This window comes from Brevundimonas sp. Root1279, assembly GCF_001425945.1.
Classification (GTDB): domain Bacteria; phylum Pseudomonadota; class Alphaproteobacteria; order Caulobacterales; family Caulobacteraceae; genus Brevundimonas.
In genome coordinates this window covers 208,780-234,335 of the sequence record NZ_LMEB01000009.1, presented here as the reverse complement: position 1 = coordinate 234,335, position 25,556 = coordinate 208,780, and the positions used below count along the sequence as shown (strand labels likewise).

At 67.8% G+C, this 25,556-nt stretch carries 26 protein-coding genes; 14 read left to right on the top strand and 12 right to left on the bottom strand.

Annotated features, from left to right (window positions below):
• Positions 1–25: 25 nt before the first annotated feature.
• The gene (locus ASC65_RS14715; RefSeq protein WP_056454937.1) at positions 26–1,126 is read left to right on the top strand and encodes a DUF2855 family protein; all 1,101 of its coding nucleotides are present in this window, start codon (positions 26–28) and stop codon (positions 1,124–1,126) included.
• 63 nt (positions 1,127–1,189) lie between these two features.
• Here ASC65_RS14715 and glnA read toward each other — a convergent pair whose 3' ends face one another.
• Positions 1,190–2,596 (bottom strand): type I glutamate--ammonia ligase, encoded by a 1,407-nt coding sequence (gene glnA, locus ASC65_RS14710; RefSeq protein ID WP_056454934.1) that lies wholly within the window; start codon positions 2,594–2,596, stop codon positions 1,190–1,192.
• Positions 2,597–2,667: 71 nt separating this feature from the next.
• The gene (locus ASC65_RS14705) at positions 2,668–3,006 is read right to left on the bottom strand and encodes a P-II family nitrogen regulator (protein WP_056454931.1); all 339 of its coding nucleotides are present in this window, start codon (positions 3,004–3,006) and stop codon (positions 2,668–2,670) included.
• 118 nt (positions 3,007–3,124) lie between these two features.
• Between ASC65_RS14705 and ASC65_RS14700 the strand changes: the two genes are divergently transcribed.
• The 6 genes from ASC65_RS14700 (at position 3,125) to ASC65_RS14675 (ending at position 8,968) form a co-directional block, all read left to right on the top strand.
• On the top strand, positions 3,125–3,952 hold the full coding sequence (locus ASC65_RS14700) for an NAD(P)H-hydrate dehydratase (protein WP_056454929.1): 828 nt from the start codon (positions 3,125–3,127) through the stop codon (positions 3,950–3,952).
• Between the two features lie 198 nt (positions 3,953–4,150).
• Positions 4,151–4,918, top strand: a complete 768-nt coding sequence (gene yaaA / locus ASC65_RS14695; protein ID WP_056454926.1) for a peroxide stress protein YaaA — start codon at positions 4,151–4,153, stop codon at positions 4,916–4,918.
• Between the two features lie 68 nt (positions 4,919–4,986).
• Positions 4,987–5,835: a 3-hydroxybutyrate dehydrogenase gene (locus ASC65_RS14690; RefSeq protein WP_056454923.1), complete on the top strand. Its 849-nt coding sequence runs from the start codon at positions 4,987–4,989 to the stop codon at positions 5,833–5,835.
• Between the two features lie 13 nt (positions 5,836–5,848).
• Positions 5,849–6,364, top strand: coding sequence for a GNAT family N-acetyltransferase (locus tag ASC65_RS14685; RefSeq protein WP_056454921.1), 516 nt, complete (start codon positions 5,849–5,851; stop codon positions 6,362–6,364).
• Positions 6,365–6,744: 380 nt separating this feature from the next.
• Complete coding sequence (locus ASC65_RS14680; RefSeq protein ID WP_156459690.1) at positions 6,745–7,080, top strand: hypothetical protein; 336 nt, start codon at positions 6,745–6,747, stop codon at positions 7,078–7,080.
• Positions 7,081–7,099: 19 nt separating this feature from the next.
• Positions 7,100–8,968, top strand: coding sequence for an alpha/beta hydrolase family protein (locus tag ASC65_RS14675; protein ID WP_156459689.1), 1,869 nt, complete (start codon positions 7,100–7,102; stop codon positions 8,966–8,968).
• Between the two features lie 8 nt (positions 8,969–8,976).
• On the opposite strand, the gene ASC65_RS14670 is transcribed toward ASC65_RS14675, so the two are convergent.
• From ASC65_RS14670 to ASC65_RS14660, 3 genes are all read right to left on the bottom strand, one after another.
• Positions 8,977–9,918 (bottom strand): L-threonylcarbamoyladenylate synthase, encoded by a 942-nt coding sequence (locus tag ASC65_RS14670; RefSeq protein ID WP_056454912.1) that lies wholly within the window; start codon positions 9,916–9,918, stop codon positions 8,977–8,979.
• An 83-nt stretch (positions 9,919–10,001) separates the two neighbouring features.
• Positions 10,002–10,571 carry a YceI family protein gene (locus tag ASC65_RS14665; RefSeq protein WP_056454909.1) on the bottom strand — a complete coding sequence of 190 codons (570 nt, stop codon included), beginning with the start codon at positions 10,569–10,571 and terminating at the stop codon, positions 10,002–10,004.
• Positions 10,568–11,119, bottom strand: a complete 552-nt coding sequence (locus ASC65_RS14660) for a cytochrome b (protein ID WP_056454906.1) — start codon at positions 11,117–11,119, stop codon at positions 10,568–10,570. The genes ASC65_RS14665 and ASC65_RS14660 overlap by 4 nt, the downstream gene beginning before the upstream one ends.
• A gap of 122 nt (positions 11,120–11,241) precedes the next feature.
• On the opposite strand from ASC65_RS14660, the gene ASC65_RS14655 reads away from it, so the two are divergent.
• The gene (locus tag ASC65_RS14655) at positions 11,242–13,026 is read left to right on the top strand and encodes an acyl-CoA dehydrogenase (RefSeq protein ID WP_056454903.1); all 1,785 of its coding nucleotides are present in this window, start codon (positions 11,242–11,244) and stop codon (positions 13,024–13,026) included.
• 1 nt (position 13,027) lies between these two features.
• On the opposite strand, the gene ASC65_RS14650 is transcribed toward ASC65_RS14655, so the two are convergent.
• Positions 13,028–13,837, bottom strand: a complete 810-nt coding sequence (locus tag ASC65_RS14650) for a trypsin-like serine peptidase (RefSeq protein WP_056454900.1) — start codon at positions 13,835–13,837, stop codon at positions 13,028–13,030.
• Between the two features lie 95 nt (positions 13,838–13,932).
• On the opposite strand from ASC65_RS14650, the gene ASC65_RS14645 reads away from it, so the two are divergent.
• Positions 13,933–16,110 carry a S9 family peptidase gene (locus tag ASC65_RS14645; RefSeq protein WP_056454897.1) on the top strand — a complete coding sequence of 726 codons (2,178 nt, stop codon included), beginning with the start codon at positions 13,933–13,935 and terminating at the stop codon, positions 16,108–16,110.
• 26 nt (positions 16,111–16,136) lie between these two features.
• Here ASC65_RS14645 and ASC65_RS14640 read toward each other — a convergent pair whose 3' ends face one another.
• Positions 16,137–16,601 carry a DUF1036 domain-containing protein gene (locus ASC65_RS14640; RefSeq protein WP_082526074.1) on the bottom strand — a complete coding sequence of 155 codons (465 nt, stop codon included), beginning with the start codon at positions 16,599–16,601 and terminating at the stop codon, positions 16,137–16,139.
• 83 nt (positions 16,602–16,684) lie between these two features.
• Between ASC65_RS14640 and ASC65_RS14635 the strand changes: the two genes are divergently transcribed.
• The 3 genes from ASC65_RS14635 (at position 16,685) to ASC65_RS14625 (ending at position 19,172) form a co-directional block, all read left to right on the top strand.
• Complete coding sequence (locus ASC65_RS14635) at positions 16,685–17,227, top strand: GNAT family N-acetyltransferase (RefSeq protein WP_082526073.1); 543 nt, start codon at positions 16,685–16,687, stop codon at positions 17,225–17,227.
• Positions 17,228–17,268: 41 nt separating this feature from the next.
• Positions 17,269–17,607, top strand: coding sequence for a hypothetical protein (locus ASC65_RS14630; RefSeq protein WP_056454891.1), 339 nt, complete (start codon positions 17,269–17,271; stop codon positions 17,605–17,607).
• A gap of 62 nt (positions 17,608–17,669) precedes the next feature.
• A complete protein-coding gene (locus ASC65_RS14625; protein ID WP_056454888.1) occupies positions 17,670–19,172 on the top strand; it encodes a hypothetical protein in 1,503 nt (500 codons plus the stop codon).
• 39 nt (positions 19,173–19,211) lie between these two features.
• Here the strand turns inward: ASC65_RS14625 and ASC65_RS14620 are convergent, their stop codons facing one another.
• The gene (locus tag ASC65_RS14620) at positions 19,212–19,667 is read right to left on the bottom strand and encodes a response regulator (RefSeq protein ID WP_156459688.1); all 456 of its coding nucleotides are present in this window, start codon (positions 19,665–19,667) and stop codon (positions 19,212–19,214) included.
• A gap of 138 nt (positions 19,668–19,805) precedes the next feature.
• On the opposite strand from ASC65_RS14620, the gene ASC65_RS14615 reads away from it, so the two are divergent.
• Both ASC65_RS14615 and ASC65_RS14610 read left to right on the top strand, forming a co-directional pair.
• The gene (locus ASC65_RS14615; protein WP_056454882.1) at positions 19,806–20,405 is read left to right on the top strand and encodes a sensor histidine kinase; all 600 of its coding nucleotides are present in this window, start codon (positions 19,806–19,808) and stop codon (positions 20,403–20,405) included.
• Between the two features lie 184 nt (positions 20,406–20,589).
• On the top strand, positions 20,590–21,543 hold the full coding sequence (locus ASC65_RS14610; protein WP_082526072.1) for a DUF1254 domain-containing protein: 954 nt from the start codon (positions 20,590–20,592) through the stop codon (positions 21,541–21,543).
• 621 nt (positions 21,544–22,164) lie between these two features.
• On the opposite strand, the gene ASC65_RS14605 is transcribed toward ASC65_RS14610, so the two are convergent.
• The 4 genes from ASC65_RS14605 to ASC65_RS17495 form a co-directional block, all read right to left on the bottom strand.
• Positions 22,165–23,298, bottom strand: coding sequence for a tyrosine-type recombinase/integrase (locus tag ASC65_RS14605; RefSeq protein ID WP_156459687.1), 1,134 nt, complete (start codon positions 23,296–23,298; stop codon positions 22,165–22,167).
• Entirely contained in the window at positions 23,258–23,515 is a 258-nt protein-coding gene (locus tag ASC65_RS14600; protein WP_056454875.1) for a helix-turn-helix domain-containing protein, read from the bottom strand. The genes ASC65_RS14605 and ASC65_RS14600 overlap by 41 nt, the downstream gene beginning before the upstream one ends.
• Positions 23,508–24,371 carry a hypothetical protein gene (locus tag ASC65_RS14595; RefSeq protein WP_056454872.1) on the bottom strand — a complete coding sequence of 288 codons (864 nt, stop codon included), beginning with the start codon at positions 24,369–24,371 and terminating at the stop codon, positions 23,508–23,510. The genes ASC65_RS14600 and ASC65_RS14595 overlap by 8 nt, the downstream gene beginning before the upstream one ends.
• A gap of 184 nt (positions 24,372–24,555) precedes the next feature.
• Positions 24,556–25,548, bottom strand: coding sequence for a hypothetical protein (locus ASC65_RS17495; protein ID WP_200939851.1), 993 nt, complete (start codon positions 25,546–25,548; stop codon positions 24,556–24,558).
• Between the last annotated feature and the right edge of the window lie 8 nt (positions 25,549–25,556).

The window sequence follows — 25,556 nt, the reverse complement described above, 5'->3', positions numbered from 1 at the left end:
GACGACCCCGTTCAGGAGACAGGCCATGTCCGACGCCCGCCGCCGCCTGATGTCCCGCAAGTCCGATCCGGGCGAAACCCGGCTGGACGCCCTGCCCCTGCCGCCGCTGGCCGAGGGCGAGGTTCTGCTGGGCCTGGACAGGTTCTCGCTGACCACAAACAACATCACCTACGCCGCCTATGGCGACGCCATCGGCTACTGGCGGGTCTTCCCGACCGGCGAGGACGGCTGGGGCCTGATGCCGGTCTGGGGCTTCGCCGACGTGCTGGAGTCCCGGGCGCCGGGCGTGGAGGCCGGAGCCCGCGTGTTCGGCTATTTCCCGATGGCCGGCGCTCTCGTGGTGCAGACCGACAAAGTCAGCCGCGGCGGCTTCGCCGACGCATCGCCGTGGCGCAAGGCAGTACCGGACATCTATAACCGCTACGTTCTGTGCGCGGCCGACCGGCACTACGATCCGGCGCTGGAGAACAGCGAGGCCCTGTTCCGGCCGCTGTTCGTGACCTCGTACACGGCCGTCGACTTCCTGCGCGACCGGGACTTCTTCGGCGCGGGCCAGATCGTCGTGTCGAGCGCTTCGAGCAAGACCGCCTACGGCGCCGCCTGGTGTCTGGAGCAGGACGACAAGCATGTCCTGGCGCTGACCGGCGTCCGAAACCGGGTCTTCGTCGAGGGGCTCGGGTGCTACGACGCGGTCCACGGATACGACGAGATCGAGGCGCTGCCGGCCGACGTGCCGACCCTCTACCTCGACCTGGCCGGCGATCCGGACCTGCGCCGGCGGGTGCATGCGCATTTCGGGGACAATCTTTTCTACGATTGCCTGGTCGGCTCGACGCGCAGCGATTCCTTCCAGATCGACGACCCGTCGCTGACAGGGCCGAAGCCCGTCTTCTTCTTCGCCGCCACCTGCCTGGACGACCACCGCGCGCGGGGCACGCTGCACGCCTTCTACGAGCGCTTCCTGTCGGACCAGAAGCGCTTCTTCGAACGGGTCGTCGACCCCGCCTCGCCGTGGATCACCATCGTCGAGCATCCGGGCCTGGACGCGGCGAGCGGGGTCGTCCGCGCGCTGGCCGACGGCGCCTCCGATCCGGCCGAGGGCGTCATCGTCCGCATGGCTCGCTGAGCAAAGAAAAAGGCGCCGGACGGTTGCCCGTCCGGCGCCTCGATCGTCAGCCCCTGCTGGCGATCAGCAGCTGTAGTACATGTCGAATTCGACGGGGTGCGGATGCAGTTGCAGGCGCATCACCTCTTCCATCTTCAGCTCGATGTAGCTGTCGATGAAGTCGTCATCCATGACGCCGCCCTTCTTGAGGAAGGCGCGATCCTTGTCGAGGTTCTCAAGGGCCTCGCGCAGAGAGCCGCAGACCTCGGGGATGTTGCCGCGCTCTTCCGGCGGCAGGTCGTAGAGGTTCTTGTCGGCGGCCGCGCCCGGATCGATGCGGTTCTCGATGCCGTCGAGGCCGGCCATGAGCAGGGCCACGAAGGTCAGGTAGGGGTTGCCCATCGGGTCCGGGAAGCGGGCTTCGATGCGCTTGGCCTTCGGCGAGTTGACCCACGGAATGCGGATCGAGGCCGAGCGGTTGCGGGCCGAATAGGCCAGCTTGACCGGGGCTTCGTAGCCCGGGACCAGGCGCTTGTAGGAGTTGGTGGTCGAGTTGGCGAAGGCGTTGATCGCCTTGGCGTGCTTGATGATGCCGCCGATGTACCACAGGCACATGTCCGACAGGCCGGCGTACTTGTCGCCGGCGAACAGCGGCTTGCCGTCGCGCCAGATCGACTGGTGCACGTGCATGCCCGAGCCGTTGTCGCCGAAGGTCGGCTTGGCCATGAAGGTGGCCGACTTGCCGTAGGCGGCGGCGACGTTGTGGATCACGTACTTATAGAGCTGCAGGCGGTCGGCCATGGTCAGCAGATCGCTGAACTTGAGGCCCAGCTCGTGCTGCGCCGGGGCCACCTCGTGGTGGTGCTTCTCGGGCTGCATGCCGAGGTCGCGCATCACGCCGAGCATCTCGCCGCGCAGGTCCTGGGCGCTGTCGGTCGGGTTGACGGGGAAGTAGCCGCCCTTGTGCGTCGGGCGGTGACCCATGTTGCCTTCCGAGTACTCGGCGCCCGTGTTGGCCGGCAGCTCGATCGAGTCATAGGTGTAGCCGGTGTCGTGCGGAGCGGTGCTCCAGCGCACGTCGTCGAAGATGAAGAACTCGGCTTCCGGACCGAAGAAGACGGTGTCGCCCACGCCCGAGGACTGGACATAGGCCAGGGCCTTCTTGGCCATCGAGCGGCTGTCGCGGTTGTAGGGCTCGCCGGTGTCCGGGTTCAGCACGTCGCAGAACAGGAACATGGTCGTCTGCTGGTAGAACGGGTCGATCCAGTAGTTGGCCAGGTCCGGCTTCAGCAGCATGTCGGACTCGTTGATGGCCTTCCAGCCGGCGATCGACGAACCGTCGAACATGGTCCCCTCTTCAAGGAACTCCTCGTCGACGAGATCGATGTCGAAGGTGACGTGCTGCATACGCCCCTTGGTGTCGGTGAAGCGGAGATCGACGTACTGAACGTCCTTCTCCTTGATCTCCGAGAGGATTTTCTTGGCGCTCATTTTCGAGGGTCCGTTTCTTGGGGAGGTAATGTGAAACGGCCGCCCCGAAGGACGGCCGGTAGTCGGGACGATCAGACGGCCTGGGCCCCCGTTTCGCCGGTGCGGATGCGGATGACGTCGAGGACGTCCGAGACGAAGATCTTGCCGTCGCCGATCTTGCCGGTCCGGGCCGCGGTCTGGATGGCCTCGATCACGGAGTCGGCGAGGTCGTCGGGAACCACCACCTCGATCTTGATCTTGGGGAGGAAGTCGATGACGTATTCGGCGCCGCGGTAAAGTTCGGAATGGCCCTTCTGGCGACCATATCCCTTGGCCTCCAGCACGGTCATGCCTTGCACGCCCGCGTCCTGCAGCGCTTCTTTCACTTCATCCAGCTTGAAGGGCTTGATGACGGCTTCAATCTTTTTCATCGGCGATCCCAGCGGGCAAAATACGCCTCGCGCTCGGGCGGTAAAGGGACATTGCATTGCACAATAAGGCAAGCGTTTTTCCATCCGCGGCGCCATCCGTGAACGGAGAGACCACAGGATGACGAGCGAGCCCCTGGCTGACTGGCGCGCCGGCCTGCCCTGGCCGGGCGAGGAGACGCACAAGCACGCGCGTGGGCGGCTGGGCGTCGTCTCCGGAAAAGCCACCCAGACAGGCGCGGCGCGGCTGGCGGCGCGCGGCGGCCTGCGCATCGGCGCGGGCGTGGTGCGAATCTTCTGTCCGCCAGACGCCGCAGGCGTCATCGCCCCGGCGATCGAGGCGGTGATGCTGGCGCCCTTCACCTCGGCCGAGGCCCTGACCCAGGCGGCCCAGGGCCTGGACGCGGCGGTGATCGGTCCGGCGGCGGGGGTCAGCGAGGCGACCATGGCCAACGTCGGGGCGCTGGCGGTCACGGGCGCGGCGCTGATCGTCGACGCCGACGGGCTGACCTCCTTCACCGAATGGCCCGAGGACCTGTTCGACCTCCTGGATCGCGACGACGTGCTGACCCCGCACGAGGGCGAGTTCAAACGGCTGTTCCCGGGCCTGCTGGAGCAGGGCCGAGAGGCCGCCGCCGCCGAGGCCGCGCGCCGGGCCGGAGCGGTGGTGGTGCTGAAGGGTCCGGCGACGGTGATCGCCGCCCCCGACGGCCGCATCGCCATCAACGACAACGGCGTGCCCTGGCTGGCCACGGCGGGCAGCGGCGACGTCCTGGCCGGCATGATCGGCGGACTGGTGGCGCAACGGATGGACAGCTTCGACGCGGCCCGGGCGGCGGTGTGGATGCACGCCGAGGCGGCCCGCGGCTTCGGCCCCGGACTGATCGCCGAGGACCTGCCGGAGCGCCTGCCGGCGGTCCTGGCTGCGCTGTATGCACAGGCGGGTTGAGCTGTTCTCCGTCACTCTCGGCCTTGTGCCGAGGGCCCAAGAACTCGGTGTACGATAGCGGGCCCTCCGGCGGGCGCCGCGCGTATGGGCCCTCGGGACAAGCCCGAGGGTGACGGGGTTTGGAAAGGGCTGTGGACGGGAGCGGCGGATGGAAGCGCCCTGGTTCAAATCGTCACCGAAGCGGCCTAACAGGGCGCCATGCTGATCGTCCTGTCTCCGGCCAAGCGGCTGGACTTCACCGAAGCCGACCCCGCCCTGCCCGCGTCGGAGCGCCGCTTCCGCGAGGACACGGCGTCGCTGTCGAAGACCGCGCGGGCGCGCACCGTCTCCGAACTGCGCCAGCTGATGAGCATTTCGGACGACCTCGCGCGGCTGAACCGCGAGCGCTTCCAGGCCTTCGATCCCGAATCGACGGACGGGGTGCAGGCCGCCTTCGCCTTCGCCGGGGACGTCTATGAGGGGCTGAAGGCCCGCGAGTTGAACGCGGCCGAGCTCGGCTGGGCCCAGGACCATCTGCGCATCCTGTCGGGCCTGTACGGCCTGCTGCGTCCGCTGGACCGGATCCAGCCCTATCGGCTGGAGATGGGCACGCGGTTGAAGACCCGGCGGGGCTCCAGCCTGTACGACTTCTGGGGCGACCGGATCTCGAAACAGCTGAACGCCGACGCCGAGGGCCAGGCCGATCCGACGCTGGTGAACCTGGCCAGCCAGGAATATTTCGGCGCCGTCGACGCCCGCGCCCTGGAGCTGCCGATCGTCACGCCCCACTTCCGCGAATCGAAGAACGGCGAGAGCCGCATCATCTCCTTCTTCGCCAAGAAGGCTCGCGGCGGGATGGCCCGCTTCGCCATCGACGAGCGCATCGAGAAGGCCGCCGACCTCAAGGCCTTCGACCGCGACGGCTATCGCTTCGAAAAGTCTTCCTCGACCGACGCCGACTGGATATTCACCAGAGAAGGAAATTAATCGGACGGTGTCGCCTTCGCAGTCGCGAACAGCTAGGCTGGGCGGCACGACACAGACGGACGAAACTCATGTTCCAATGGCCCCGGCGCGGCGACAGCACTCAGGGTGATCCCGCGCCCTTCCGCGACATCGGCGACCTGAAAGGCCAGGTGGCGGTGATCTCCGGCTCGACGTCCGGCATCGGCCTGGCCATGGCCCGCGGCGTCGCCTCGCGCGGCGGCGAAGTCGTCCTGAACGGGCTGGGCGATCCGTCCGAGATCGAGCGCACCCGGGCGGAGCTCGAAGCCAGCTGCGGCGTCCGCGTGCGCTATCACGCGGCCAACATGCTGCGCGGCGACGAGGTCGCCGACATGGTCGCCTACGGCAAGCACGAGCTGGGCCGGGTCGACATCCTGATCAACAACGCCGGCGTGCAGCACGTCGAGGCCGTCGAGAAATTCCCCGCCGACAAGTGGGAGCAGATCATCGCCATCAACCTGTCGTCGACCTTCTATGCGACGCGGGCGGCGATCCCGATCATGAAGGCCCAGGGTCGCGGCCGGATCATCAACATCGCCTCGGCCCACGGCCTGGTCGCCAGCCCGTACAAGTCGGCCTATGTCGCCGCCAAGCACGGCGTCATCGGCTTCACCAAGACCGTCGCCCTGGAGGTCGCGCAGGACAACATCACCTGCAACGCCATCTGCCCGGGCTTCGTCGAGACCCCGATCGTCGAGAAGCAGATCGCCGACCAGGCCCGCACCCGCGGCATGACCAAGGAACAGGTGCTGAAGGACGTGATCCTCGGCTCGCAGCCGACCAAGCGCTTCGTCACCACTGACGAGCTGGTCGGGATGATGCTGTACCTGGCCTCCGACCTGGGCGCCTCGGCCAACGGCGCCAGCTTCTCGATCGACGGCGGCTGGACGGCGCAGTAGGCGGAGCACGACGGTGCTGATCGAGACAGACGGCGCCGTCACCCTCATCGCCGCGACGAGCGACACCCTGGACGCGGAAGACATTGGCGGCGACGCCTTGGCCGCGGCCTTGGGCCTCGCCAAACCCCTAGCCTGGCCGCCGCCCTTTAACGGACCCGAGACCCGCGCCTGGATGCGGCGACTGATCGCCGCCCAGCCCGACCGTCCCGGCTACGGCAGCTGGTATGTGATCGCCGACGGCCGCCCCGTCGGCATCGCCGGCTTCAAGGGCCCGCCGGACGACCTCGGCGACGTCGAGATCGGCTATTCCATCCTCGAGCCCGAGCAGCGCCGCGGCTACGGCACGGCCGCCGCCCGCCTGCTGGTCGCCCGGGCCTTCCGGGAGCCTCCGGTGCGCTCGGTGTCGGCGGAGACCCTGCCCGAACTGACCGCCTCGCAGACGGTGATGCAGCGCTGCGGCATGACGCTGGTCAGCACCTGGAGCGATCCCGAGCACGGCGAGATCCTGCGGTTCACGGTGCGGCGCTAGGCGAAAGATCGACGGTGGCTGGACCGCGCAGTAGGGCCCCGACCCACTTTCGTCATCCTTCGGCAAGGCGAAGCCGAGATCGGAGGCCCGTCACTAGTTAAGGTGGGTGCCTGAGCTCTCGGCAGATTCGCATTCGCCCCCCCCATGTCCGCCCGCTCACGCGCTGCGTGTCAGCCCGTTTCGATGCGATCGGGCAGCGGCCGAGGCGCGGTTTCTTTAGGGCGGCGCTCCAACGGGCGCTGGCGGATACGACCCGCAGAGACCTGTTCTGAGACAACTCGCACCAAAGAGCTCTCAAGCCGGGGATTGATGATTCCGCACAACATTGATATTCAATTTTTAGTTGTGTAACCGCCCAGAATCATCTTGGAGAAATTACAATGAGTGCCTGGCTTGTACCGACTGCGATTCAACAATTTCACAGCAACTACAATCGGCATGGCGACTTTGACCGAGCGATGAACGACTTCGTTATGGGGGCCTCAGACATGCTCGGGATCGACGCCGGTCTCACAACCACAGAGCGCGAGTTGGCGCTAAGCGAATCCTTCAACCCAAGCGAAGTAACCATCGTCAACGGCGTCGGCTATGTTAACGACGGCATCACCACATTGTACGATGATGACGGTGACGGCTCGTGGGACGCCGCCCTCCAGACGGCCAATGGGACGACCTACGAGTTCGGAACCTCCGGTTGGTCGATTTTCGGCGAGTAGCGGCCAGTCAGGAAGCGGTATGCGCCTTTTCATAGGATTGGCGGTGATCGGCGCGGCGGCATTCGCCGTCGCGGCCGGCGCTTCGGCAACTGAAGCGAGCCCAGACCCTCCTCACCCGGCTTCAGTTCCGCGGGTAGTTCATGGCACACTCCAGGACCTTTGCGGCGGCGTGGACCTTCGGCCGTCGCCAGACGGTCGTTTTCTGGCCGTCCAGGTCCGCAGCCTGGACCGCGTTCCTCGCCGGATCATGCGGACGAGCTCCGTCTTGGTGGCGCCGCTCCCCTGCCTCTTCGACGAGCAGCGCGACGTCTGCGATTTGACCAAGCTCACCTCGGTCGCAGGCGTTCTCGAACCCCAGTGGCGCGACCAATCTGGATTCACCGTGATCGGGAACACGCGAAGAGGGTGGCCCGGCTGGGTCTTCAGCTTCGAATTCGGCGACGCTGACGATACCGAATGGACTCCCGGCGCGGCCGCTGAATTTGGCGCAGCGCCCTATGATCTGATCCGCACCGGCTACAATCCCAAATCGGTGCCCGAACAGGCCGCCGAATACGATCGTGTCATCGGGCTGGTGGACGCGAAAGCCGCTCTGCCGATCGGCGGTTACTGGGCCGGGGACCAATTTCTCGGCTATCTCTATGAACTGCGAGGATCCCTGAACCTCAGGTATGCCCCACCGTCCGGCCCGGCCGCTGACCTCGGTATCGCTAGCCCGCTGCTGCCGGACGCTAGGCTAGGATTGAACCGATCAAACGAAATCGAGCTGCTGGCACAAGGCTTTCGTGCGCCATTGGACAATGCGCCAGAGGCCGTCAGAGTCGCCTTTGATCGCGATGTCTTCGACGCCGGATCAGGCCGGATCATTGGAAGTTTCGGAGTCCGCTCGACGACCCTGCCCCCATCCTGGGAGAAAGCCGCCACGTCCTTACAGCAAGCCCTGACCGAACTCGGCGACCCCCATCTCGTCGCCGTGGCGACGGTTGAAGCCCAAGGTCAGATCTTCGCCATGGCGGAGCGGGTCGACGGCTCAAGATTTCTTCTCAAGGTCGGACGTGACGGCCAGAGGGCCATTCGCCCGATCACCTGCTCGACCGATAAGACTACCGGTGCATCCGTCACCGTCAAACGCGAAGATTGGGGCCAGGACGCCTGGCCCATGCCCGTCACGATGTACGCGACCGAAGGTGCCGATACCCTGATCGTCTTTCTTCACGGCGGTCCAGGCAAAAATCATGCGGCCACCGCCCCCCCGCATCAGGCCGTACAGTACCTGGATCGGGGGTATTCGGTGGCGATCGTCGAGTACAGCGGCTCTTCCGGCGCCGGGCTCGACCTCGCGAGCCGGATCGCCACCTTTGGAGGTGAGGCGCTCGCGAACGATGCCGCACTGGTGTCGGCCGCGGCGCGCCAAAGACGATCCCAATATCGCTTCATTGGACTTCACGCGGAGAGCTTCGGGGGATCGCTCCTCACGCAGCCCGAACTGTCGGGATTCGACTTCCTGATTGCATTGGCCCCCTACGTCCGCATCCATGCGCCGGAAACCTGGACGGTCAACAGGCTTGAGCCTGTTCAGCTCGAATACCAACGCGGCTTTGAACGCGCGTTCTTCGGGGCGCAGGAATCGCCTGCTCGTGCCAGCTTCGAGACCGCTCTTGAGCGCCAACTGTCGAGCTGGCGACTGAGCATCCCGGCACTGATCGTCCTCGGCGATCGCGACGACTACTCCCGACCTTCAGATTTCTACGCCCTTGCACGCGATCCGCAGACCGAGGTCTTTGTCGTTGATGGGCGAAACCACTTGACGGTCTTCTCGGCTCACGAGACGCAGTCCGCAGTTCAACGCTTCCTGGATCGCACGATTAGCACCTCCAGCGGGCAGTAGGCCAACCCCTACCCGATATGCCCCGCCGCCCGTTTCAGGCGGTCGTTGATGGCCTCGCCGAGGCCTCGGGTCGGGATCGGGGCGACGGCGATGCCCTTGGGCTTTTCGCGGTCGGCTTCGCGGAACAGGCGGAACAGGTTGGCGGCGGCTTCGCGCAGGTCGCCGGTGGGGCTGAGGCTCCAGCGGGGGTCGCCGACGCCGGGGCCGAAGCCGAGCAGGATCTCGCCCGCGCGGGCTGTCTTCACATCAGTGCGGACCGGCGAATCCGGGGCGTAGTGGAGGGTCAGGCGGCCGGGCGAGCGGTGCCCCTCCCCGCCGTGATCCAGCGGGCCGACCACGGCCTCGATCTCCTCGCGCGTCACCGAGCCGGGACGCAGCAGGGCGACCTTGCCGCCGATCAGGGACACCACGGTGCTTTCGACGCCCACGGCGCAGGGGCCGCCGTCGACGGCCGAGGCGGCGGCCGAGCCGGTCTCCTCCATGGCGTCCGCGAAGGTGGTCGGGCTGGGGCGGCCGGAGCGGTTGGCCGAGGGCGCGACGACGGGGCCGCCGAACTCGGTGATGACCTCACGGGCGCGGACGTGGCCGGGCACGCGGACGGCGACGCTGTCGAGGCCCGCGCGTGCCAGGTCACAGACCCGGCGACGATCGCGGACCGGAACCACCAGCGTCAGCGGGCCGGGCCAGAAGGCGTCGGCCAGGGCCCGGGCGCGATCGTCGAAGAGGGCGATCTCCTCGGCCGCGCCGCCGTCGGCGACGTGGGCGATCAGCGGGTTGAAGCGGGGGCGGCCCTTGGCCTCGAAGATGGCGGCGACGGCGCGCGGATCACCGGCGTCGGCGGCCAGGCCATAGACGGTCTCGGTGGGCAGGATGACGAGCTCGCCGTTGCGCAGCGCGGCGGCGGCCACGTCGATCGGGTCTCCCGCGAGGTCCTGTCGTTCCTGCCGCAAGGCCGTCTCCCTTCAACGGCATCCTCTGCGCTCCGGCGCCGCTCAAGACAAGGGCGCGAAATCGTCGCGCGAGCGAGCCGGGCCTACGCCTGGCGCGCCAGCAGGTTGAACCGCACCGTCGCCTGACGCCCGACCATACGGTTCCACGGCCCCGAACCGATGCCGAAGTCGGCGCGGTTGACGGTGAAGGCGCCGGTCAGGCGGGCCGTGGCGCCCGAGGTGCTGAGATCGACCGGGAAGGTCACCGGCCGGGTCCGCCCCTTCATGGTGACATTGGCCCCGGCGGTGTAGCGATCGCCCTCCACCGGCTCGACCGAGGTCAGTTCGAAGCGGATGGTCGGATAGCGGGCGGCGTCGAGGAAGTCGGGCCCGATGGCGCGGTCGGTGCCCATCGACGGCGACAGGCGCAGGGAGGCGGCCTGGACGGTGACCGAGGCGCGCGTGCGCGACGGGGCCGACGCGTCGAAGACGATGCTGCCGGCCCAATCGGAGAACCGCCCTCGCCGCGTCTGGCCGAGGGCGTTGAGGTTCAGCTCGATGGTCGAACTCGGCTTGTCGAAGGTCCAGCGCGACTGGGCCCAAGGGCGAGCGTGGGCGCGGGCATGAGGAAGCAGCGTCGCGCAACCGGCCAGGATAAGGTCACGCCGTCTCACGGCCGACGCGGGATGAACGGGATCATGCGGTGCAGGACGTTGTCCCGGTCGACGAACTGATGCTTCAGCGCCCCGGCGAGGTGCAGGAAGATCAGGATGTAGACGACCTTGGCGCCCAGCTCATGGATGTCCATCAGCTCGCGGGCGACCTCGCGACCGCCGCCGATCGGCAGCAACGGCCACTGGAACAGGCCGAACCAGAGGATGTCGCGACCGGCCGCCGACGACGCGGCCCACCCGACCAGCGGCATGGCCAGCAACATGACGTAGAAGCCGACGTGGGTGACTCGGGCGAAGATCTTCTGCCAGCGCGGCATATGGTCCGGCAGCGGAATGGCGGGGTTGGCGAGACGCCAGCCGATGCGGACCAGGGTCAGCACCAGGATGGTCAGGCCGACCGACTTGTGCAGGTTGACGTATTCCCGCGAAATCTGTCCCTCGGTGGCGTCATGGGCCATGATCAGCAGGACCTGAGCCACCACTGCCAGGGCGATCACCCAATGCAGGATCAGCGAGACGGCGGAGTAGCGGTTGCGCGGTTCAGCCATCGAAAACTCCCGGTTTGCAAACGCCAACGTGCCGCAGCGCTTCCGGTTCGCCAAGGTCCGCTTGCATCCCCTTGCGGCAAGGCGGCATGAAGCGAGCGAAACCGACATTGAGGGCCTCCCCGATGAGCTACCGCGCGCCCGTCCGCGACCTGATCTTCACCCTGACCGAGGTGGCCGGCGTCGACGCCGTGGCCGCGACCGGGGCCTTCCCCGACTACGATCGCGACATCCTGGCGGCCGTGCTCGAGGCGGCGGGCCAGTTCTCGGAAGAGGTGCTGGCGCCGTTGAACCGGGTCGGCGACCAAAAGGGCGCGACCTGCGCAAACGGGGCGGTGAAGGCCGCGCCAGGCTTCGCCGACGCCTATCGCCAGTTCGCCGAGGGCGGCTGGACGGGCCTGACCGCCTCGGCCGAGGCCGGCGGCCAGCACCTGCCCAAGGCGCTGGAGCTGGCGGCCTATGAGACGGTGCACTCCGCCAACATGGCCTTCGGCCTGTGCCCCATGCTGTCGCTGGCCGCCATCGAGGCGCTGGAGGCGGTCGGCACCGAGAGCCAGAAGGCGACCTATCTGACCAAGCTGGTGTCCGGCGAATGGACCGGGGCCATGGTGCTGACCGAGCCGCAGGCCGGCTCGGACCTGGGGGCCCTGACCGCCACGGCGGTTCCGAACGGCGACGGGACCTACCGCCTGAACGGCCAGAAGATCTTCATCACCTGGGGCGACCACGACGCCACCGACAACATCGTGCACATGGTGCTGGCCCGCCTGCCCGACGCCCCGCCGGGGCCGAAAGGGATCAGCCTGTTCCTGCTGTCCAAATTCGCGGTGAAGCCGGACGGCTCGCTGGGCGAGCGCAACAGCTTCCGGCCGGTCAGCATCGAGCACAAGCTGGGCATTCACGGCTCGCCCACCTGCGTGATGGCCTATGAGGACGCGACGGCCGAGCTGGTCGGCACGCCGAACCAGGGCCTGGCCCATATGTTCGTGATGATGAACGCGGCCCGCCTGGCCGTCGGCGTCGAGGGCGTCGGCATCGCCGAGCGCGCCTATCAGCACGCCCTCGCCTACGCCCGGGAGCGCCGCCAGGGCCGCTCGGTGTGGACCGGCGAGGCCAACGCGCCGATTATCGACCATCCGGACGTGCGCCGCATGCTGTCGGTGATGAAGGCCAAGGTCGCCGCGGCCCGCGCCATCTGCCTGTCCACCGGCGTCGCCGCCGACCTCGCCCGGCACGCGGGCGACGAGGCCGAGCGGAAGCGCTGGAAGGGCCGCGAGGACCTGTTCACCCCGATCGCCAAGGCCTGGTCGACCGATGTCGGCTGCGAGGTCGCCTCGACGGGCGTGCAGGTGCACGGCGGCATGGGCTTCATCGAGGAGACCGGCGCGGCCCAGTACTATCGCGACGCCCGCATCGCCCCGATCTACGAGGGCACCAACGGCATCCAGGCCATGGACCTGGTCGGCCGCAAGCTGGGCCAGGACGGCGGCGAGTCGGCCAAGGTCCTGATCGCCGAAATGAAGGCGACGGCGGCGAAGCTGCCCAAGCTCTACTCCGGCAAGCCGGTCGACCGCTTCGTCAACGCCATCGAGGCGGTCGAGGACGCCACCCTGTGGCTGCTGGACCGCAAGGCCGACGCCAGGGGCGCCGCCGACGTGCTGGCGGCCGCTGACGGCTATCTGAAGCTGCTGGGCGATGTGGTCGGCGGCTGGATGCTGGCCAAGGGCGCGCTGGCGGCGCGGGAAATCCTCGACTCCGGCGAAGGCGACGCGGCCTGGCTGGAGGGCAAGATCGCGCTCTACGAGGTCTACGCCGCCAATGTGCTGGGCCACGCCTCGAGCCGTCTGGCCGCCATCGGCCAGGGCGGCGACCTGCTGGAGCGGATGAGCGCGGACGTGCTGGCCGGCTAGGTCAGGGAGACGCCGCGTCCAGCAGGGCGATGGCCTCGCGGACGTAGACGGCGTGGGCGACGACGGCGATGCCGAGCGGATCGTCGCCCGGGCGCACCTCGGACACCACCACCCCCGCGACGAAGGGGTGGTCCGGCTGGACCGTCCCGGGCAGCTTGCGCGCCGCCGGGGTCCAGAACGCCGGTCCGCCCGAGTTGCCGGGGAAGACCGGGAAATCGAGCAGGAAGGTCGGGAAGCTGCGCACCGGGGTCAGCGGCCACGACGCGACGCGGCCGGCGCGCAGGATCGGGAAGCCGGCGGTGTTCGCCGAATAGCCGTAGGGATAGCCGAGGGTCAGGAGCTCGTCGCCGGGCCCGATCTGCCAGGTCTCCAGAGCCTCGGGCTCGACCAGCCAGGCCAGGGGTATGGCGGCGCGGGCGAAGGCCGGCGGGGCCGAGACCTCCATGACCGCCACGTCGCGATCCGGGTGCTGGGTCCACAGCTGTTCGCCGGCTTCGTTGCGAATGCGCAGCGGCTCCGGCGCAAAGCGCCAGCCGCGGCCGGGCATCTCGACACGCCAGCCGATGCGGGCCTCGGGCGCCGCCATGCCGCGCAGGACGTGGTGGGCGGTGACCAGGACCGTGCGCGGCTGGCCGTCCGGCCGCGGCGCATTGACCAGGAAGCCGGTGCCCGCCCGGCGCGTGCCGTCGGCGTTGGTCTGATCCAGCTGGACCGTCGCGGCGATCAGGCCGGCGGTCAGGTCCCAGGCGGGCGCCGCCACCTCTGCGATCGGAGGGTCGGCGACCTGGGAGGGAATCTGCGCGTCGAACATCGGGATGGATGCGGCCCTGTTGGTTTGTTCATTTGACGGCGACGCTCCCGCTCGCACAAGGTCCGGCGATCATTCGCCTCTGGGGGGCCCCGACCATGAACCGCCGCGATCTTCTCGCCACGTCCGCCGCCGCGCTCGCGGCCACCGCCCTCCCCGCCCAAGCCCGCCCTACCGGAGCCTCGATGCCGCAAGTCCCCGTCCCGCCCGTCGCCAAGAAGATCCCGGTCACGATCGAACAACTCGGTCGCACCCGGACCGACGACTATCAGTGGATGAAGGACGACAACTGGCAGGCCGTGCTGCGCGACCCGACCCTGATCAAGGCGGACGTCAAGGCGCACCTGACCGAGGAGAACGCCTATCGCGAGGCGATGATGGCCTCGACCCTGCCGCTGCAGGCGACGATGTTCGAAGAGATGAAGGGGCGCATCAAGCAGGACGACAGCTCGGTGCCGTCGGCCGACGGCGACTGGGAGTACTACACTCGCTTCCGCACCGGCGATCAGCACCCGCTGTTCGCGCGCCGTCCCCGCGGCCGCCCCGACGGCGAAGTGATCCTGCTGGACGCCAACGAACTGGCCAAGGGCAAGGCCTATTCGGAAGTCTCGGCGGCCGACCACAGCCCGGACCACAAGCTGTTCGCCTACGCCGAGGACGCCCAGGGCTCGGAGGTCCATCAGATCTTCGTCAAGGACCTGGCCACCGGCGAGGTCCTGCCTGACCCGATCGGCTCGGCGACCGGCAATTTCACCTTCTCGCCGGACAGCCAGTGGATCTTCTGGACCAACCGCGACGACAACGGCCGTCCGGACAAGATCTTCCGCCGCCCGGTGCGCGGCGGCGAGGCGACCCTCGTCTATGAGGAGACCGACGACGGCATGTTCCAGAGCGTCGGCCGCACCGCCGACGACGCCTTCGTGGTCATCTCGATCGCCAACCAGGAGACTTCGGAAGCCCGCATCATCCCGGCGGCCACGCCGACCGCGACGCCGGTGGTGCTGGAGCCCCGCCAGGTCGCCCGGCTGTATGACGCCGACCACTGGGGCGACCGTTGGGTGATCCGCACCAACGCCGACGACTCGGTCGACTTCAAGATCGTCGAGGCCCCGACGGCCTCGCCGGCCAAGGCGAACTGGAAGGACCTGGTCCCGCACGCGCCGGGTCGCTTCATCGAGGGCGTGGCCCTGGTGAAGGACTACATCGGCCGCCAGGAGCGGGCCGACGCCAACACCAAGATCGTCATCCGTGACCGCGCCGGCGCCGAGCACGACATCGCCGTCGACGAGCCCGCCTATTCGCTGTCGCTGGGCGGGGCGTCGGAGTTCGACACCACGGTCATGCGCTACGGCTACAACTCGCCGTCGACCCCGACCTCGACCTATGACTACGACCTGAAGACCCGCCAGCGCACGCTGCGCAAGGTCCAGGAGGTCCCGTCGGGCCACAACGCCGCCGACTATGTCGTCGAGCGCCTGAACGCCCCGGCCGCCGACGGCCAGCTCGTGCCGGTGACGGTGCTGCGCAGGAAGTCGACGCCGGTCGACGGCTCGGCCCCGCTGCTGCTGTACGGCTACGGCAGCTACGGCATCCCGATGGCGGCCAGCTTCTCCACCAACCGCCTGTCGCTGGTCGACCGCGGCTGGATCTACGCCATCGCCCACATCCGCGGCGGCTCGGACAAGGGCTGGAACTGGTTCCTGTCGGCCCGGCGGATGACCAAGAAGAACACCTTCACGGACTTCATCGCGGCCGCCGAACACCTGATCGCCAAGGACTTCGCCCGCGCCGGGAACATCGTGGCCCAGGGCGGCTCGGCCGGCGGCATGCTGATGGGCGCGGTCAACAACATGCGTCCGGACCTGTGGGCCGGCGTCATCGGCCAGGTGCCGTTCGTCGACGTGATCAACACCATGAGCGACACCTCACTGCCGCTGACGCCGCCCGAGTGGCCCGAGTGGGGCAACCCGATCGAGGACCCCGAGGCCTACGACTACATGATGAGCTACAGCCCGTACGATCAGGTCTCGGCCCAGGCCTATCCGGCCGTGCTGGCCACCGGCGGCCTGTCGGATCCGCGAGTGACCTATTGGGAGCCGGAGAAGTGGGTGGCCAAGCTCCGGCCCGCGACCACCTCGGGCAAGCCGGTGCTGCTGAAGATCAACATGGAGGCCGGCCACGGCGGGGCCTCGGGCCGCTTCGACTATCTGAAGGAAGTCGCGCACGACTACGCCTTCGCCATCTGGGCGGTCGACAAGGGCTGGGAGAAGGCCTGACCCCGGTCAGGCTTGAATCCTTAGGGCTACGGGTCGAGGTTCCAGGTGTAGGGACCCGGCTCGTCGGCATGGATCGGCACGAAGTTGCGGGTTTCCTGGCCCTCTTCGCAGGTCGAGGACCCTGTCGACCAGAAGGTGTAAGGGCCCGGGTACTGGACGCACAGGACGTGTTCGCCCTGCCAGGACCGGCCTGACCCGTCGGTGGCGTCGGCGTAGACGTAGAAGTTGGCGTTGTCCGTCGACACCAGCTGGGCGCAGGCCCCGTTCAGTACGTCGTACCAGCCGCGATTGACGAACTGTCCCGAGCCGACCTCGACATAGGAGACCGCCACGGTCGCGTCGCGGCCGCTGCGATTGCAGACCTGGATGTCGACCGTCGACGCCCGCGCCTTGGATATCCCCGCCGCCCCCGCCTTCGCCTGCGCGGTCGCCAGCCCGGGCGCGAACAGCACCAGAGACGCGGCCGCAGCCGCTGCTAAGATCGTCTTCATGCCCAGTCCTCCCTCGGACCCCAGGGCAAGATATCAGGGATTTGTGAAGCCGCCCACGGGGCGATTTGCTTCGGAGACAAGACGTGATCGAACCCCGGCTTCGCGACACAGACTCCGGCGACCTGCAGGACGTCACGGCCCTTTACGCCGACGAGGTGCTGCATGGCACGGCCACCTTCGAGCTGGATCCGCCCGACGAGGCCGAGATGGCGAAGCGCGTCGCCGCCGTTCGCGCCCTGGATCTGCCCTGGCTGACCGCCGAGATCGACGGCCGGTTCGCCGGCTACGCCTACCTGTCGCCGTTCCGGCTGCGTCCGGCCTACCGCTACTGCGTCGAGCTTTCGGTCTATGTGACGCCCGAAGCGCGGGGGCGCGGCGTCGGTCGCGCGCTGATGCAGGCCCTGATTGAACGCGGCCGGGCCATGGGCCTCAGACACCTGATCGGGGCGATCGGCGACAGCGCCAACGCCGGGTCCATCGCCCTGCACAGGGCCTGCGGCTTCCGCGAGGCCGGGGTTTGGCGCGAGACGGGCTGGAAGTTCGACCGCTGGATCGACGTCGTGCTGATGCAGCTCGACCTGACACCGGACGGCCGCCCGCCGCAGAGCGACGGCCTGCGGCTGTGACGCGCGTTGCGGCCCGGGGGCGAAGCGCCTAGGTGAGGGCGATGGCCCTGCTTCGCGCATTCCTGCTGCTGCTCGGCGCCCTGGCGGCGCTGGTCATCGGCGCTGCGCCGGCCATGGCCGCATCCGCCGCCCCGGCCTGCCACGAGATGGCGATGGCCCACGGGGGTCACGCCCCCGACCCGGGCCAGGATCGCGCGCCGGACAAGGCCATGAAGGCGATGAACTGCTGCGTCGCCTGCGTCGCCACCCCTGAGCTCAAGGCGCCGGACCGCGCCGTTCCGGTTCCGCCGAAGCCGGCCCACCGCCTGCTGCGCGGCGAGCTGCCCTGCGGCGAACACCCCTGCCCCGAACCGGGCCCGCCCCGGTCCGCCCTCCACTGAAGACAGCGATGCGCCGCGGCCCGACCGCGCGCGCCCCTATTTGCTCTTTCAGGAGGCCACCCATGGCTGCCCGACTTATCGCGCCCCTCGCCGGCGCATCCCTGCTCGCCCTCGCCCTGCCCGCGGCGGCGCAGCATACGCAACACCCTCCCGCTCCGGCCCAACCGCGGGCCCAGACGCCGGCCCAGACGCCGGCCGCAGACCCCCACGCGGGCCATCACGCCCCGGCTCCCGCCACGCCCCCCGCGCCGACGCCGGCTCAGACCGATCCCCACGCAGGCCACAACGCGCCTGCCCCCCAGACCACCGATCCCCACGCCGGACACGCCCCGCCCGCGACGCCCACGCCTGAAGGCCACGACGGGGGCCACGCCAGGGGCCACGAGGGGCACGCCGCCATGACCAGCGCGCTGGGCGTCTGGCCGATGAGCCGCGACGCGTCCGGCACCAGCTGGCAACCGGATCTGGCCGAGCACGGCGGCGTGCACCGGCAGGCGGGCGACTGGACCCTGATGGGCCACGCCCTGCTGAACCTCGTGTACGACCAGCAGAACGGGCCGCGCGGCGACGAGAAGACTTTCCTCGCCGGCATGGTCATGGGCGCGGCGCGACGCGACTTCGCCGACGGGTCGACGCTGAACCTCCGCGCCATGCTCAGCCCCGACCCCTTCATGGGCAAGGACGGCTATCCGCTGCTGCTGGCGGCAGGCGAGACGGCGGACGGCGTCACACCCCTCGTCGACCGCCAGCATCCGCACGAACTGGTGATGGAGCTGTCGGCCAGCTATGCGCGCCGGCTGTCTGACAAGGACAGCGTCTTCGCCTACTTCGGCCTGCCCGGCGAACCGGCGTTCGGCCCGCCGGCCTTCATGCACCGCATGAGCGCGATGGACAGCCCCGAGGCGCCGATCACCCACCACTGGCTGGATTCGACCCATATCGTCTTCGGCGTGGCGACCCTGGGCTACGCCCACGACGGCATGAAGATCGAGGCCTCGTCCTTCCGCGGCCGCGAGCCGGACCAGGACCGCTACGACATCGAGAGCCCCGAGTTCGACAGCTGGTCGGTGCGCGGGTCGTGGAACCCGTCCCCGGAGTGGTCGCTGCAGGCCTCCTACGCCGACGTCACGGGGCCGGAGCAGCTGGAGCCCGACGAGGACGAGACCAAATGGTCGGCCAGCGCCCTGCACACGGCCCGCTTCGGCGCCGAAGGCTGGTGGGCTTCGACCCTGGCCTGGGGCCGCAAGACCAACGACCACGGGCAATCCAAGGACGCCTGGCTGCTGGAGACGGCGGTCAGCCCGGTCGACGCCTGGACGGTGTTCGGCCGCGCCGAGCGGATCCAGACCGATGAGCTGGTCCCGGGCGTCGGCGGCGGCCACGGCGATCTGCACACCGTCAGCAAGGCCTCCGTCGGGGCGATCCACGACTGGCGTCTGGCGCAGAGCGTGCGCTTCGGCGTCGGCGCCCTGTACAGCGTCAACGATGTGCCCGGCGCACTTGAGCCGCTGTACGGCGGCGATCCGGACGGCGGCATGCTGTTTGTGCGACTGAAGATCGGCTGATCTGAAGCGGACGCGCCGCGCGGGCTCCGGTGACCGGTGTCAGTGCGGCGCGATTCCGTCCGGCGGCGTGGTCAGCCAGGGGGCCAGGCGGAATCGGCGCGGCGGCTCTCCGACGGTGCGGTTCTCGATGAACTGGCGGGCGAAATCGACGACGGCGCGGATGGTGTGCTCATCGAACGGCTTCGAGACCGCCCCCAACGCCCCAGCGAAACCCTCGGGAATCTGCTCCGGGTTGGCGGTGAGGAAGACGACGGCCGCCCCATGACGGCTGACGAGCGTCTGGGCGATCTGCGGTCCGGTGAGACCGTCCAGGAGATTGACGTCGACGAGCGCGAGGTCAGGCTGCTCACGCTCGGCGATGGCGAGCGCCGAGCGGGTGTCCATCGCCGCGCCCACCACGTCGCAGCCGGCTTCCGCCAGGACGAGCTCAAGCTCCATAGCCAGCAGAGCCTGATCTTCAACGATCAGGACCCTCAAATCAGGCGGTACACGCACTCGAAACGCTCCCCCACCACACGCAACACAATAGCTTAGCACCAAGTGTCGGTGACCGGACACAGCAAACGTCTGCTTGGAGAATTGGTTCGCGTCGCGTTATTCATCAACCGTCCAATTCAACCTGTAGGGTGAGACATGAGTGCGTTCGCCGACCGGCCGGCCGCGATTGAGCGACGGCTGGGGGACCCCCACGAGTTCATCCAGATTCTCGTCGGCATCCGTCTGCGCACCGTCACCGATCCGGAGAGCATCCGGCACCTGACCTGGCTGAGCGACATCGTCGCCGCCCTGGCCCTGATCCAGCGCCGCCTGCCGGGCGAAGGATCGGTCGACTTCGCCGCCTATCTCGACGACGTCGCGGCCTTCTGGGCGCGCAGCTGCGCCGATCGCGGCATTCGCCTGGAGGCGCGAGGCGCGAAGGTCGAGATACCTGACGGCCACGTCCTGCCCCTGGCCATGATCCTGCACGAACTGATCGCCAACGCCGTGCGCCACGGCTTCCCCGACAGCCAGGGCGGCCTGATCACCGTGCTCTGGGCCCCCACGGTGGACGGCGTGAGTCTGCTGGTGCGTGATTCCGGACTCGGCGCGGGCGAACTGGCCCCGCGCGACGGCCTGTCGCTGGTCCGCGGCCTCGCGGAACACCTGGGCGGCGCCATGACGGTCGAGACCGCGCCCGGCGCCGGCGCCGGGGTGCGCATCCGCCTGCCGCTGGACACGGCGCGAACGCACTGAGCGGCTCGCGTCGGCGCGCGAGGCGAGCAAGCTGGGCGGAACCCGCCGTCTAACGCCGATCACAGCGGCAGTGCAGGTAGAGCTTCCGTTCTTCCGTCTGGGCGAAGTCAGGGTTTGGGCTGATTGATGCGCGTGCGCCTCGGCCCTCTGATGAGACGCCGACCATCAGGCGAGAGCACCGCCAATGTCCCTCATCGTGAACGCCGACAATTTTGTTCGGGCCGAAACCGACAACTACCTCGTTGGCTTCGCGAAGAACGGCGCGCTCGGTACGTTCGTACATGTCAGGGAACCAGCTTCGATTGAGAAACAGGACATCGTCCGTCTCAATCGCGACACGCTCTATAGCCAGGCGCTTTTCGACCTCGATGCGGGCGATGTGACCATCACGCTCCCCGACGCCGGCGAACGCTACATGGCCCTGCAAATCATCGATGAGGATCACTACACCCACGGCGTGGAACATGCGCCCGCCCGGCGCGTGCTGACCAAGGCCGATATTGGCACGCGATATGTTGCAGCGCTGGTCCGAACCCTTGTCGATCCCAACGACGAGGCTGATCTGAGAGAGGTTCGCCGCCTGCAAGACGCCATCGCTGTCACCCAGGCGAGCACCGGCGCTGTTGAACTACCCGCCTGGGATCAAAACAGCCTGACGCGGGTCCGCGACGCACTGAAGGTCCTCGCCTCCGGTCTGTCGAGCTTTGAACACGCCTTCGGAGCCCGCGGCGAGGTCGACCCGCTTCGGCGGTTGATAGGCGCGGCAGCAGGGTGGGGCGGAAATCCCGACGCCGAGGCGATGTACATCGGCGAGACGCCAGAGCTGAACGACGGCGATACTGTTTATCGGCTCACGGTTAAGGACGTGCCGGTCGACGGCTTTTGGTCGATCAGCGTCTACAACGCCGCCGGCTATTTCGAGCCGAACAGCCGCAACGCCTATACGATCAACAGCATCACCGCCCAGAAGGGCAATGATGGCTCTATTGCCATCCAGTTCGGCGGGTGCGACGGCCAAACCCCGAACTGCCTGCCCGTGCCGCCGGGCTGGAATTATCTCGTGCGGCTCTATCGCCCTCGCGCCGAGGTGCGGGAGCATCGGTGGACTTTTCCGACGGCCCAACCGTTGGCCGGCTGACAGGGTTGGCCCCCTGTCCACCCTTAGCGGACTCTGACGGCGTCCGCTCCTGGGCCTCTCAGCCGAAGGTCCGCTTCCAAGCCGATTGCGAATGTCTGCTCCAGACCCATTGCGGACTTTCAGAACAGGTCTTTGAAAGTCCTGCGCGCCTCGGCCTCACCAATGACGTGGGCTTCGCGCTCGTTCTCTTTCCACCAAGAGCCACAGACGTGACACCGGCGAAGATGAGCATGGTTGGGTATGCTGGTCCCGATTAGTGCGGGAGAGGAACTGCTCCCCGAAAGCACGGCCTGTCGGCAACTCTCGCAACCCTGTTTAAACCAGTCATCCATCCGGTGATGGCTACCCCACGCAACGTCCGCTTCCCACCCTTAGACGACGTTCGGAATGTCCGCTTGCGGCGGGAGACCCGAGTTCACGCTGGGGTTTGGAAGCGTCACGGCTTCAAATGCAAAACCGTATTGCAAAACGCAGCCGGATTTCGACTGCGTTTTCAAGGCGGCGGATGGCTGGGGAACTAGGACTCGAACCTAGAATGACGGTACCAAAAGCGCGGGCTTTATCAGTCAGATCAACGCGCTCGCTGTAAAAATCGGGCGCTTCTCGCGTCAACGATTTCAGCTACTTAGCGGCCGGCTGTAAAAGAGATTTGCCCGTCGAAAAGCGCAAGATCAAGCCCATGGCCATCGCCTCGTCCGAGACGTAGCGGCGGACGATCTCGTGGACCCGCGACGGCTCCCACCCGAGGATCACCGCCACCTCTTCGATCGGGACGCCGGCGAGGACCAGGCGCGTTGCGGCCGTGCCTCGCAGGTCGTGGAACCTCAGCCCCTCCAAGCCGGTCTGGGCGTCGGCGCCGTGGACCTTCTGAGCATGTGCGAGCGCATCCATCCGGGCCCGCCGGACGCCGCTGTCGAGACCATTTCCCGGAGCCTTCCACGGCAGGGCGTCGGAGGACGTGAGGATGGTCACTGCGCGCTGCGGGATCTCAGCCAGGACCTCCCGTAGGCTGGCGGTCAGGGGGATGACGACCGATCGCTTCTTCTTGCTCTTGCTGGTCTGAAAGACGATCGCCTGATCCTTGACCGCGGTCCACGGCAGGGCCAGCAGGTCGTTCTTCCGGAGGCCTGTCTCGGCGGCTAGGCGCACGGCCCAGGCGACTTCGGGATCGGCCCACTTCAACAGGAGGTCGAGGTGTTCGGGCTGCCAGATCACGTCGGCCCGGTCGACCTGGTAGATGCGGGGGAAGTCCTGCAGCGGGTTCGATGCGATCTCCCCCTTGTCCTTGGCCCAGTTCAACACCGCTGACAGGTCGCCGAGGAGCGCGTCGGCGGTCTTGGGCGTCGCCGCCCGCTTGTCGCGCCAGCCCAAGAGGAACGGCCGGGCCTTGCGACTCTCCAGCGCCTTCACCTCCATGTTGCCCAGTTCCGTCCTGACGGTGTCGAGGTGGGCGCGTCTGTCCTTCTTCGTGCGATCGGCCAGCTTCTGGTTCTGGGCCATGGCGTCGAGATAGCGGGTGATCAGGCCATAGATCGTCACGCTGTCCGAGCCCTTGCGGGTCTTCTCGCGGTAGGCCTCCAAGGCCGCCGGAGCCAGGCGCCCGACCTCTCGGGCCAGCGCCTTCTCATTCGCCGCGGAGGCCGACAGGATCTGGGGACCTCCCCTCCACGCGTACCAATACTCGTAGACCCGAGCGCCGGCCGATCGGCGGATCCTATGCAGACCGGGCAGGTTCATCGCGAAGGAAGCGGTCAAAGGCGGCGTCCGGGGTGTCGTCGTTGGCGGATTGGGAGGCCAGGCCACTGAGCGCGTCAAGGTGCGCGTCGAGGGCCCGGCGGTCGTAGCGGACGTAGCGGCCGAAGGGGACGCGGCCGATGCCCTGGCGGACGATCTCGGCCTTCGGGATGCCGAGATACTCGGCGGCCTGGTCCTCGCTCAGCAGGCGGGGCGGTATCGCTCGAGGTTCAGCCATCCGCTGCCTCCTGGCGAGAACTGCCGGCGGCCTCGGGCTCGGTAGGTACGGAGGCCGCAGGCCGTAGTGCACCCCCTCCCCCAACTATAGAGAGGGCTGCTAGAGCGCGGGACAGTAGTTCGCGAGCATGGCCGGGGATGCGGTGCGACGGGTTCTCGATGGCCAGCAGCGCTGTGATCTGGTCGATCAGCGCCCCATCCCGGCTATCTGAGGCTGGGTGATCGTAGAGGGGCTTGGCGTAGTCGTCGTCGCGTCCGATTTGGACGAGGGCGCGGACCTCCGGCTTGCCGAGCGCCAGCAGTTCGAGACCCTTCGGCGAAATCCAGCATGCGGGCTCCCCGCTACCCCCCTCACCGGGTTGGGGGGAGGCGGACAGGGCGGCGAGGATGGCTTCCAGATCGGAAACCGACACGTCGATCGTCCATTGGGACGGGTCAGACGCCCCCACCATGACTTCGTGTTCAGCCCGAAGATCGGTGATGTCGCCTCGGATGCGCTCCAGGACCTCCCTATCCACTCCTACCGGAGCCGTGGGGGCTGACAGGGCGGTTGCCATCTGCTCAAGGAGCCCGGCCAGATTGCTGCCCTCGTGCATGGCTGCGGCGTTGGCGCGGGCGCACCGGATCAGGTCGGCGACGGTCATGGTCTCGCGGTGCATGATCTCTCCGACCGAGACGCCAGCTACAGGAGCCGTGGGGGCCGACAGGTCCGCTTCCATGTCGCCGAGCATCCGCCGCACGTCATGCGGAGCGATCTCGGGGCAGTCGTCCCAATAGCCGCGCTGGCGCATCTCCTTGACGAACTCGTCAACGACGGCCTGGGCTTCTCCCTCACAGGGAGCGGTTTGGTTGGTCATTGAAGGGCTCCAGAGACAGAGGCCGCGTAGGCTTCCCATGTTGGCTTTGGGGCTCGAAACACGCCCGCTTCATCGACATACGAGGTCACGACGCGGCAGATGCGCTCTGCTTCTGACGGAGTCAGGTCGTGGGGCAGGTAAAGTTCAACTCGGCAGTCCGAGCGAAGAAGGATCGGAACCAGGATCACGACGCTCTCCCTGCTTTTGTTTCGAGGGCTTGGCGGGCTGAGGCGTGGAGGCCTTCGGCCCACTCGGCGAACATGATGAAGGTGTTTCGACCGTCGCTTGCCTCGGGGTAGAAGCCAGCCCACTGACGCGCCTTCGGGCCAACCTGGGACAGCGCCGCATCCTTCCGGGCGAGATCAGCGCGAGCGGTGTCGAGTTCGGCTTGCTGTTCTGCCGACCACTCATGAACCTGCCGCTCTTCCAGCAGGAACTTGACGCATTGCTCGACGGACACCGTAGCGGCCACGCCGGGCACATCCTCGCCGCCCAAGATCGCAAGCCGAAGCGCATCCCGTTCAGCTTCGGGGGTTGTTTGCACTCCCTCGCCTGACGGCTCGTCCGTACCCACCTGCTCGGCGGGACTGATGGCGGCCAGCCTCGGCGACCAGTCGAAGGCGCGGTAACGGAGTGACCCAGCGCCGTCCGGGCCGGTTCGTAGCTGATAGACCGTCCGCCCGTGGGACAGAAAATAGACGTCCTTGCCCGAGGCCCGCGCGTGTTCGATCTCGCGCGCGGTGCTGGCTCCGATGTAGCCGCCGGGATTGATGACGACGACGGCGTGAGAAGCGTCGATCTTGGCGAGATGGATTTGGTCGAGGCGCGATTTCTCCTCGTCGGTGAACACGTCTCCCGAGTGACCAAAGCCGCTCACGGAGTAGACTAGGAACCCGGCCAAGGTCAGCCGCTTGTTCCAGAGCTCGTATTCGTCGCGAAAGCGGGTAGAGCCGCACAGCGTGATCCGCATAACCTCGACGGTCTCGCGGACGGCGCAAACCAGGGGCTCGTGGTGAAGGGCGAGAACCGGCTTCCCGGCCTGCTCGGTGGGTAAAGCCGAAGGCTTTGAACCAAGCCCTTCTCCATCAGGGGCGGAGTCTTCCCGGCAGTCGCACTCTTTGAACCCGCGCGAACACGGCAGGCAAAGCTCAGGGGCGGAGTCTTGTTGAATGGTCATGCCGCTGC

What these genes read in the sequence shown, in the direction of transcription:
- ASC65_RS14715 (WP_056454937.1), top strand. Translation starts at nt 26, where the DNA reads ATGTCCGACGCCCGCCGCCGCCTGATGTCCCGCAAGTCCGATCCGGGC.
- glnA (WP_056454934.1), bottom strand. Translation starts at nt 2,596, where the DNA reads ATGAGCGCCAAGAAAATCCTCTCGGAGATCAAGGAGAAGGACGTTCAG.
- ASC65_RS14705 (WP_056454931.1), bottom strand. Translation starts at nt 3,006, where the DNA reads ATGAAAAAGATTGAAGCCGTCATCAAGCCCTTCAAGCTGGATGAAGTG.
- ASC65_RS14700 (WP_056454929.1), top strand. Translation starts at nt 3,125, where the DNA reads ATGACGAGCGAGCCCCTGGCTGACTGGCGCGCCGGCCTGCCCTGGCCG.
- yaaA (WP_056454926.1), top strand. Translation starts at nt 4,151, where the DNA reads ATGCTGATCGTCCTGTCTCCGGCCAAGCGGCTGGACTTCACCGAAGCC.
- ASC65_RS14690 (WP_056454923.1), top strand. Translation starts at nt 4,987, where the DNA reads ATGTTCCAATGGCCCCGGCGCGGCGACAGCACTCAGGGTGATCCCGCG.
- ASC65_RS14680 (WP_156459690.1), top strand. Translation starts at nt 6,745, where the DNA reads ATGAGTGCCTGGCTTGTACCGACTGCGATTCAACAATTTCACAGCAAC.
- ASC65_RS14675 (WP_156459689.1), top strand. Translation starts at nt 7,100, where the DNA reads ATGCGCCTTTTCATAGGATTGGCGGTGATCGGCGCGGCGGCATTCGCC.
- ASC65_RS14660 (WP_056454906.1), bottom strand. Translation starts at nt 11,119, where the DNA reads ATGGCTGAACCGCGCAACCGCTACTCCGCCGTCTCGCTGATCCTGCAT.
- ASC65_RS14655 (WP_056454903.1), top strand. Translation starts at nt 11,242, where the DNA reads ATGAGCTACCGCGCGCCCGTCCGCGACCTGATCTTCACCCTGACCGAG.
- ASC65_RS14650 (WP_056454900.1), bottom strand. Translation starts at nt 13,837, where the DNA reads ATGTTCGACGCGCAGATTCCCTCCCAGGTCGCCGACCCTCCGATCGCA.
- ASC65_RS14645 (WP_056454897.1), top strand. Translation starts at nt 13,933, where the DNA reads ATGAACCGCCGCGATCTTCTCGCCACGTCCGCCGCCGCGCTCGCGGCC.
- ASC65_RS14640 (WP_082526074.1), bottom strand. Translation starts at nt 16,601, where the DNA reads ATGAAGACGATCTTAGCAGCGGCTGCGGCCGCGTCTCTGGTGCTGTTC.
- ASC65_RS14630 (WP_056454891.1), top strand. Translation starts at nt 17,269, where the DNA reads ATGGCCCTGCTTCGCGCATTCCTGCTGCTGCTCGGCGCCCTGGCGGCG.
- ASC65_RS14625 (WP_056454888.1), top strand. Translation starts at nt 17,670, where the DNA reads ATGGCTGCCCGACTTATCGCGCCCCTCGCCGGCGCATCCCTGCTCGCC.
- ASC65_RS14615 (WP_056454882.1), top strand. Translation starts at nt 19,806, where the DNA reads ATGAGTGCGTTCGCCGACCGGCCGGCCGCGATTGAGCGACGGCTGGGG.
- ASC65_RS14610 (WP_082526072.1), top strand. Translation starts at nt 20,590, where the DNA reads ATGTCCCTCATCGTGAACGCCGACAATTTTGTTCGGGCCGAAACCGAC.
- ASC65_RS14600 (WP_056454875.1), bottom strand. Translation starts at nt 23,515, where the DNA reads ATGGCTGAACCTCGAGCGATACCGCCCCGCCTGCTGAGCGAGGACCAG.
- ASC65_RS14595 (WP_056454872.1), bottom strand. Translation starts at nt 24,371, where the DNA reads ATGACCAACCAAACCGCTCCCTGTGAGGGAGAAGCCCAGGCCGTCGTT.
- ASC65_RS17495 (WP_200939851.1), bottom strand. Translation starts at nt 25,548, where the DNA reads ATGACCATTCAACAAGACTCCGCCCCTGAGCTTTGCCTGCCGTGTTCG.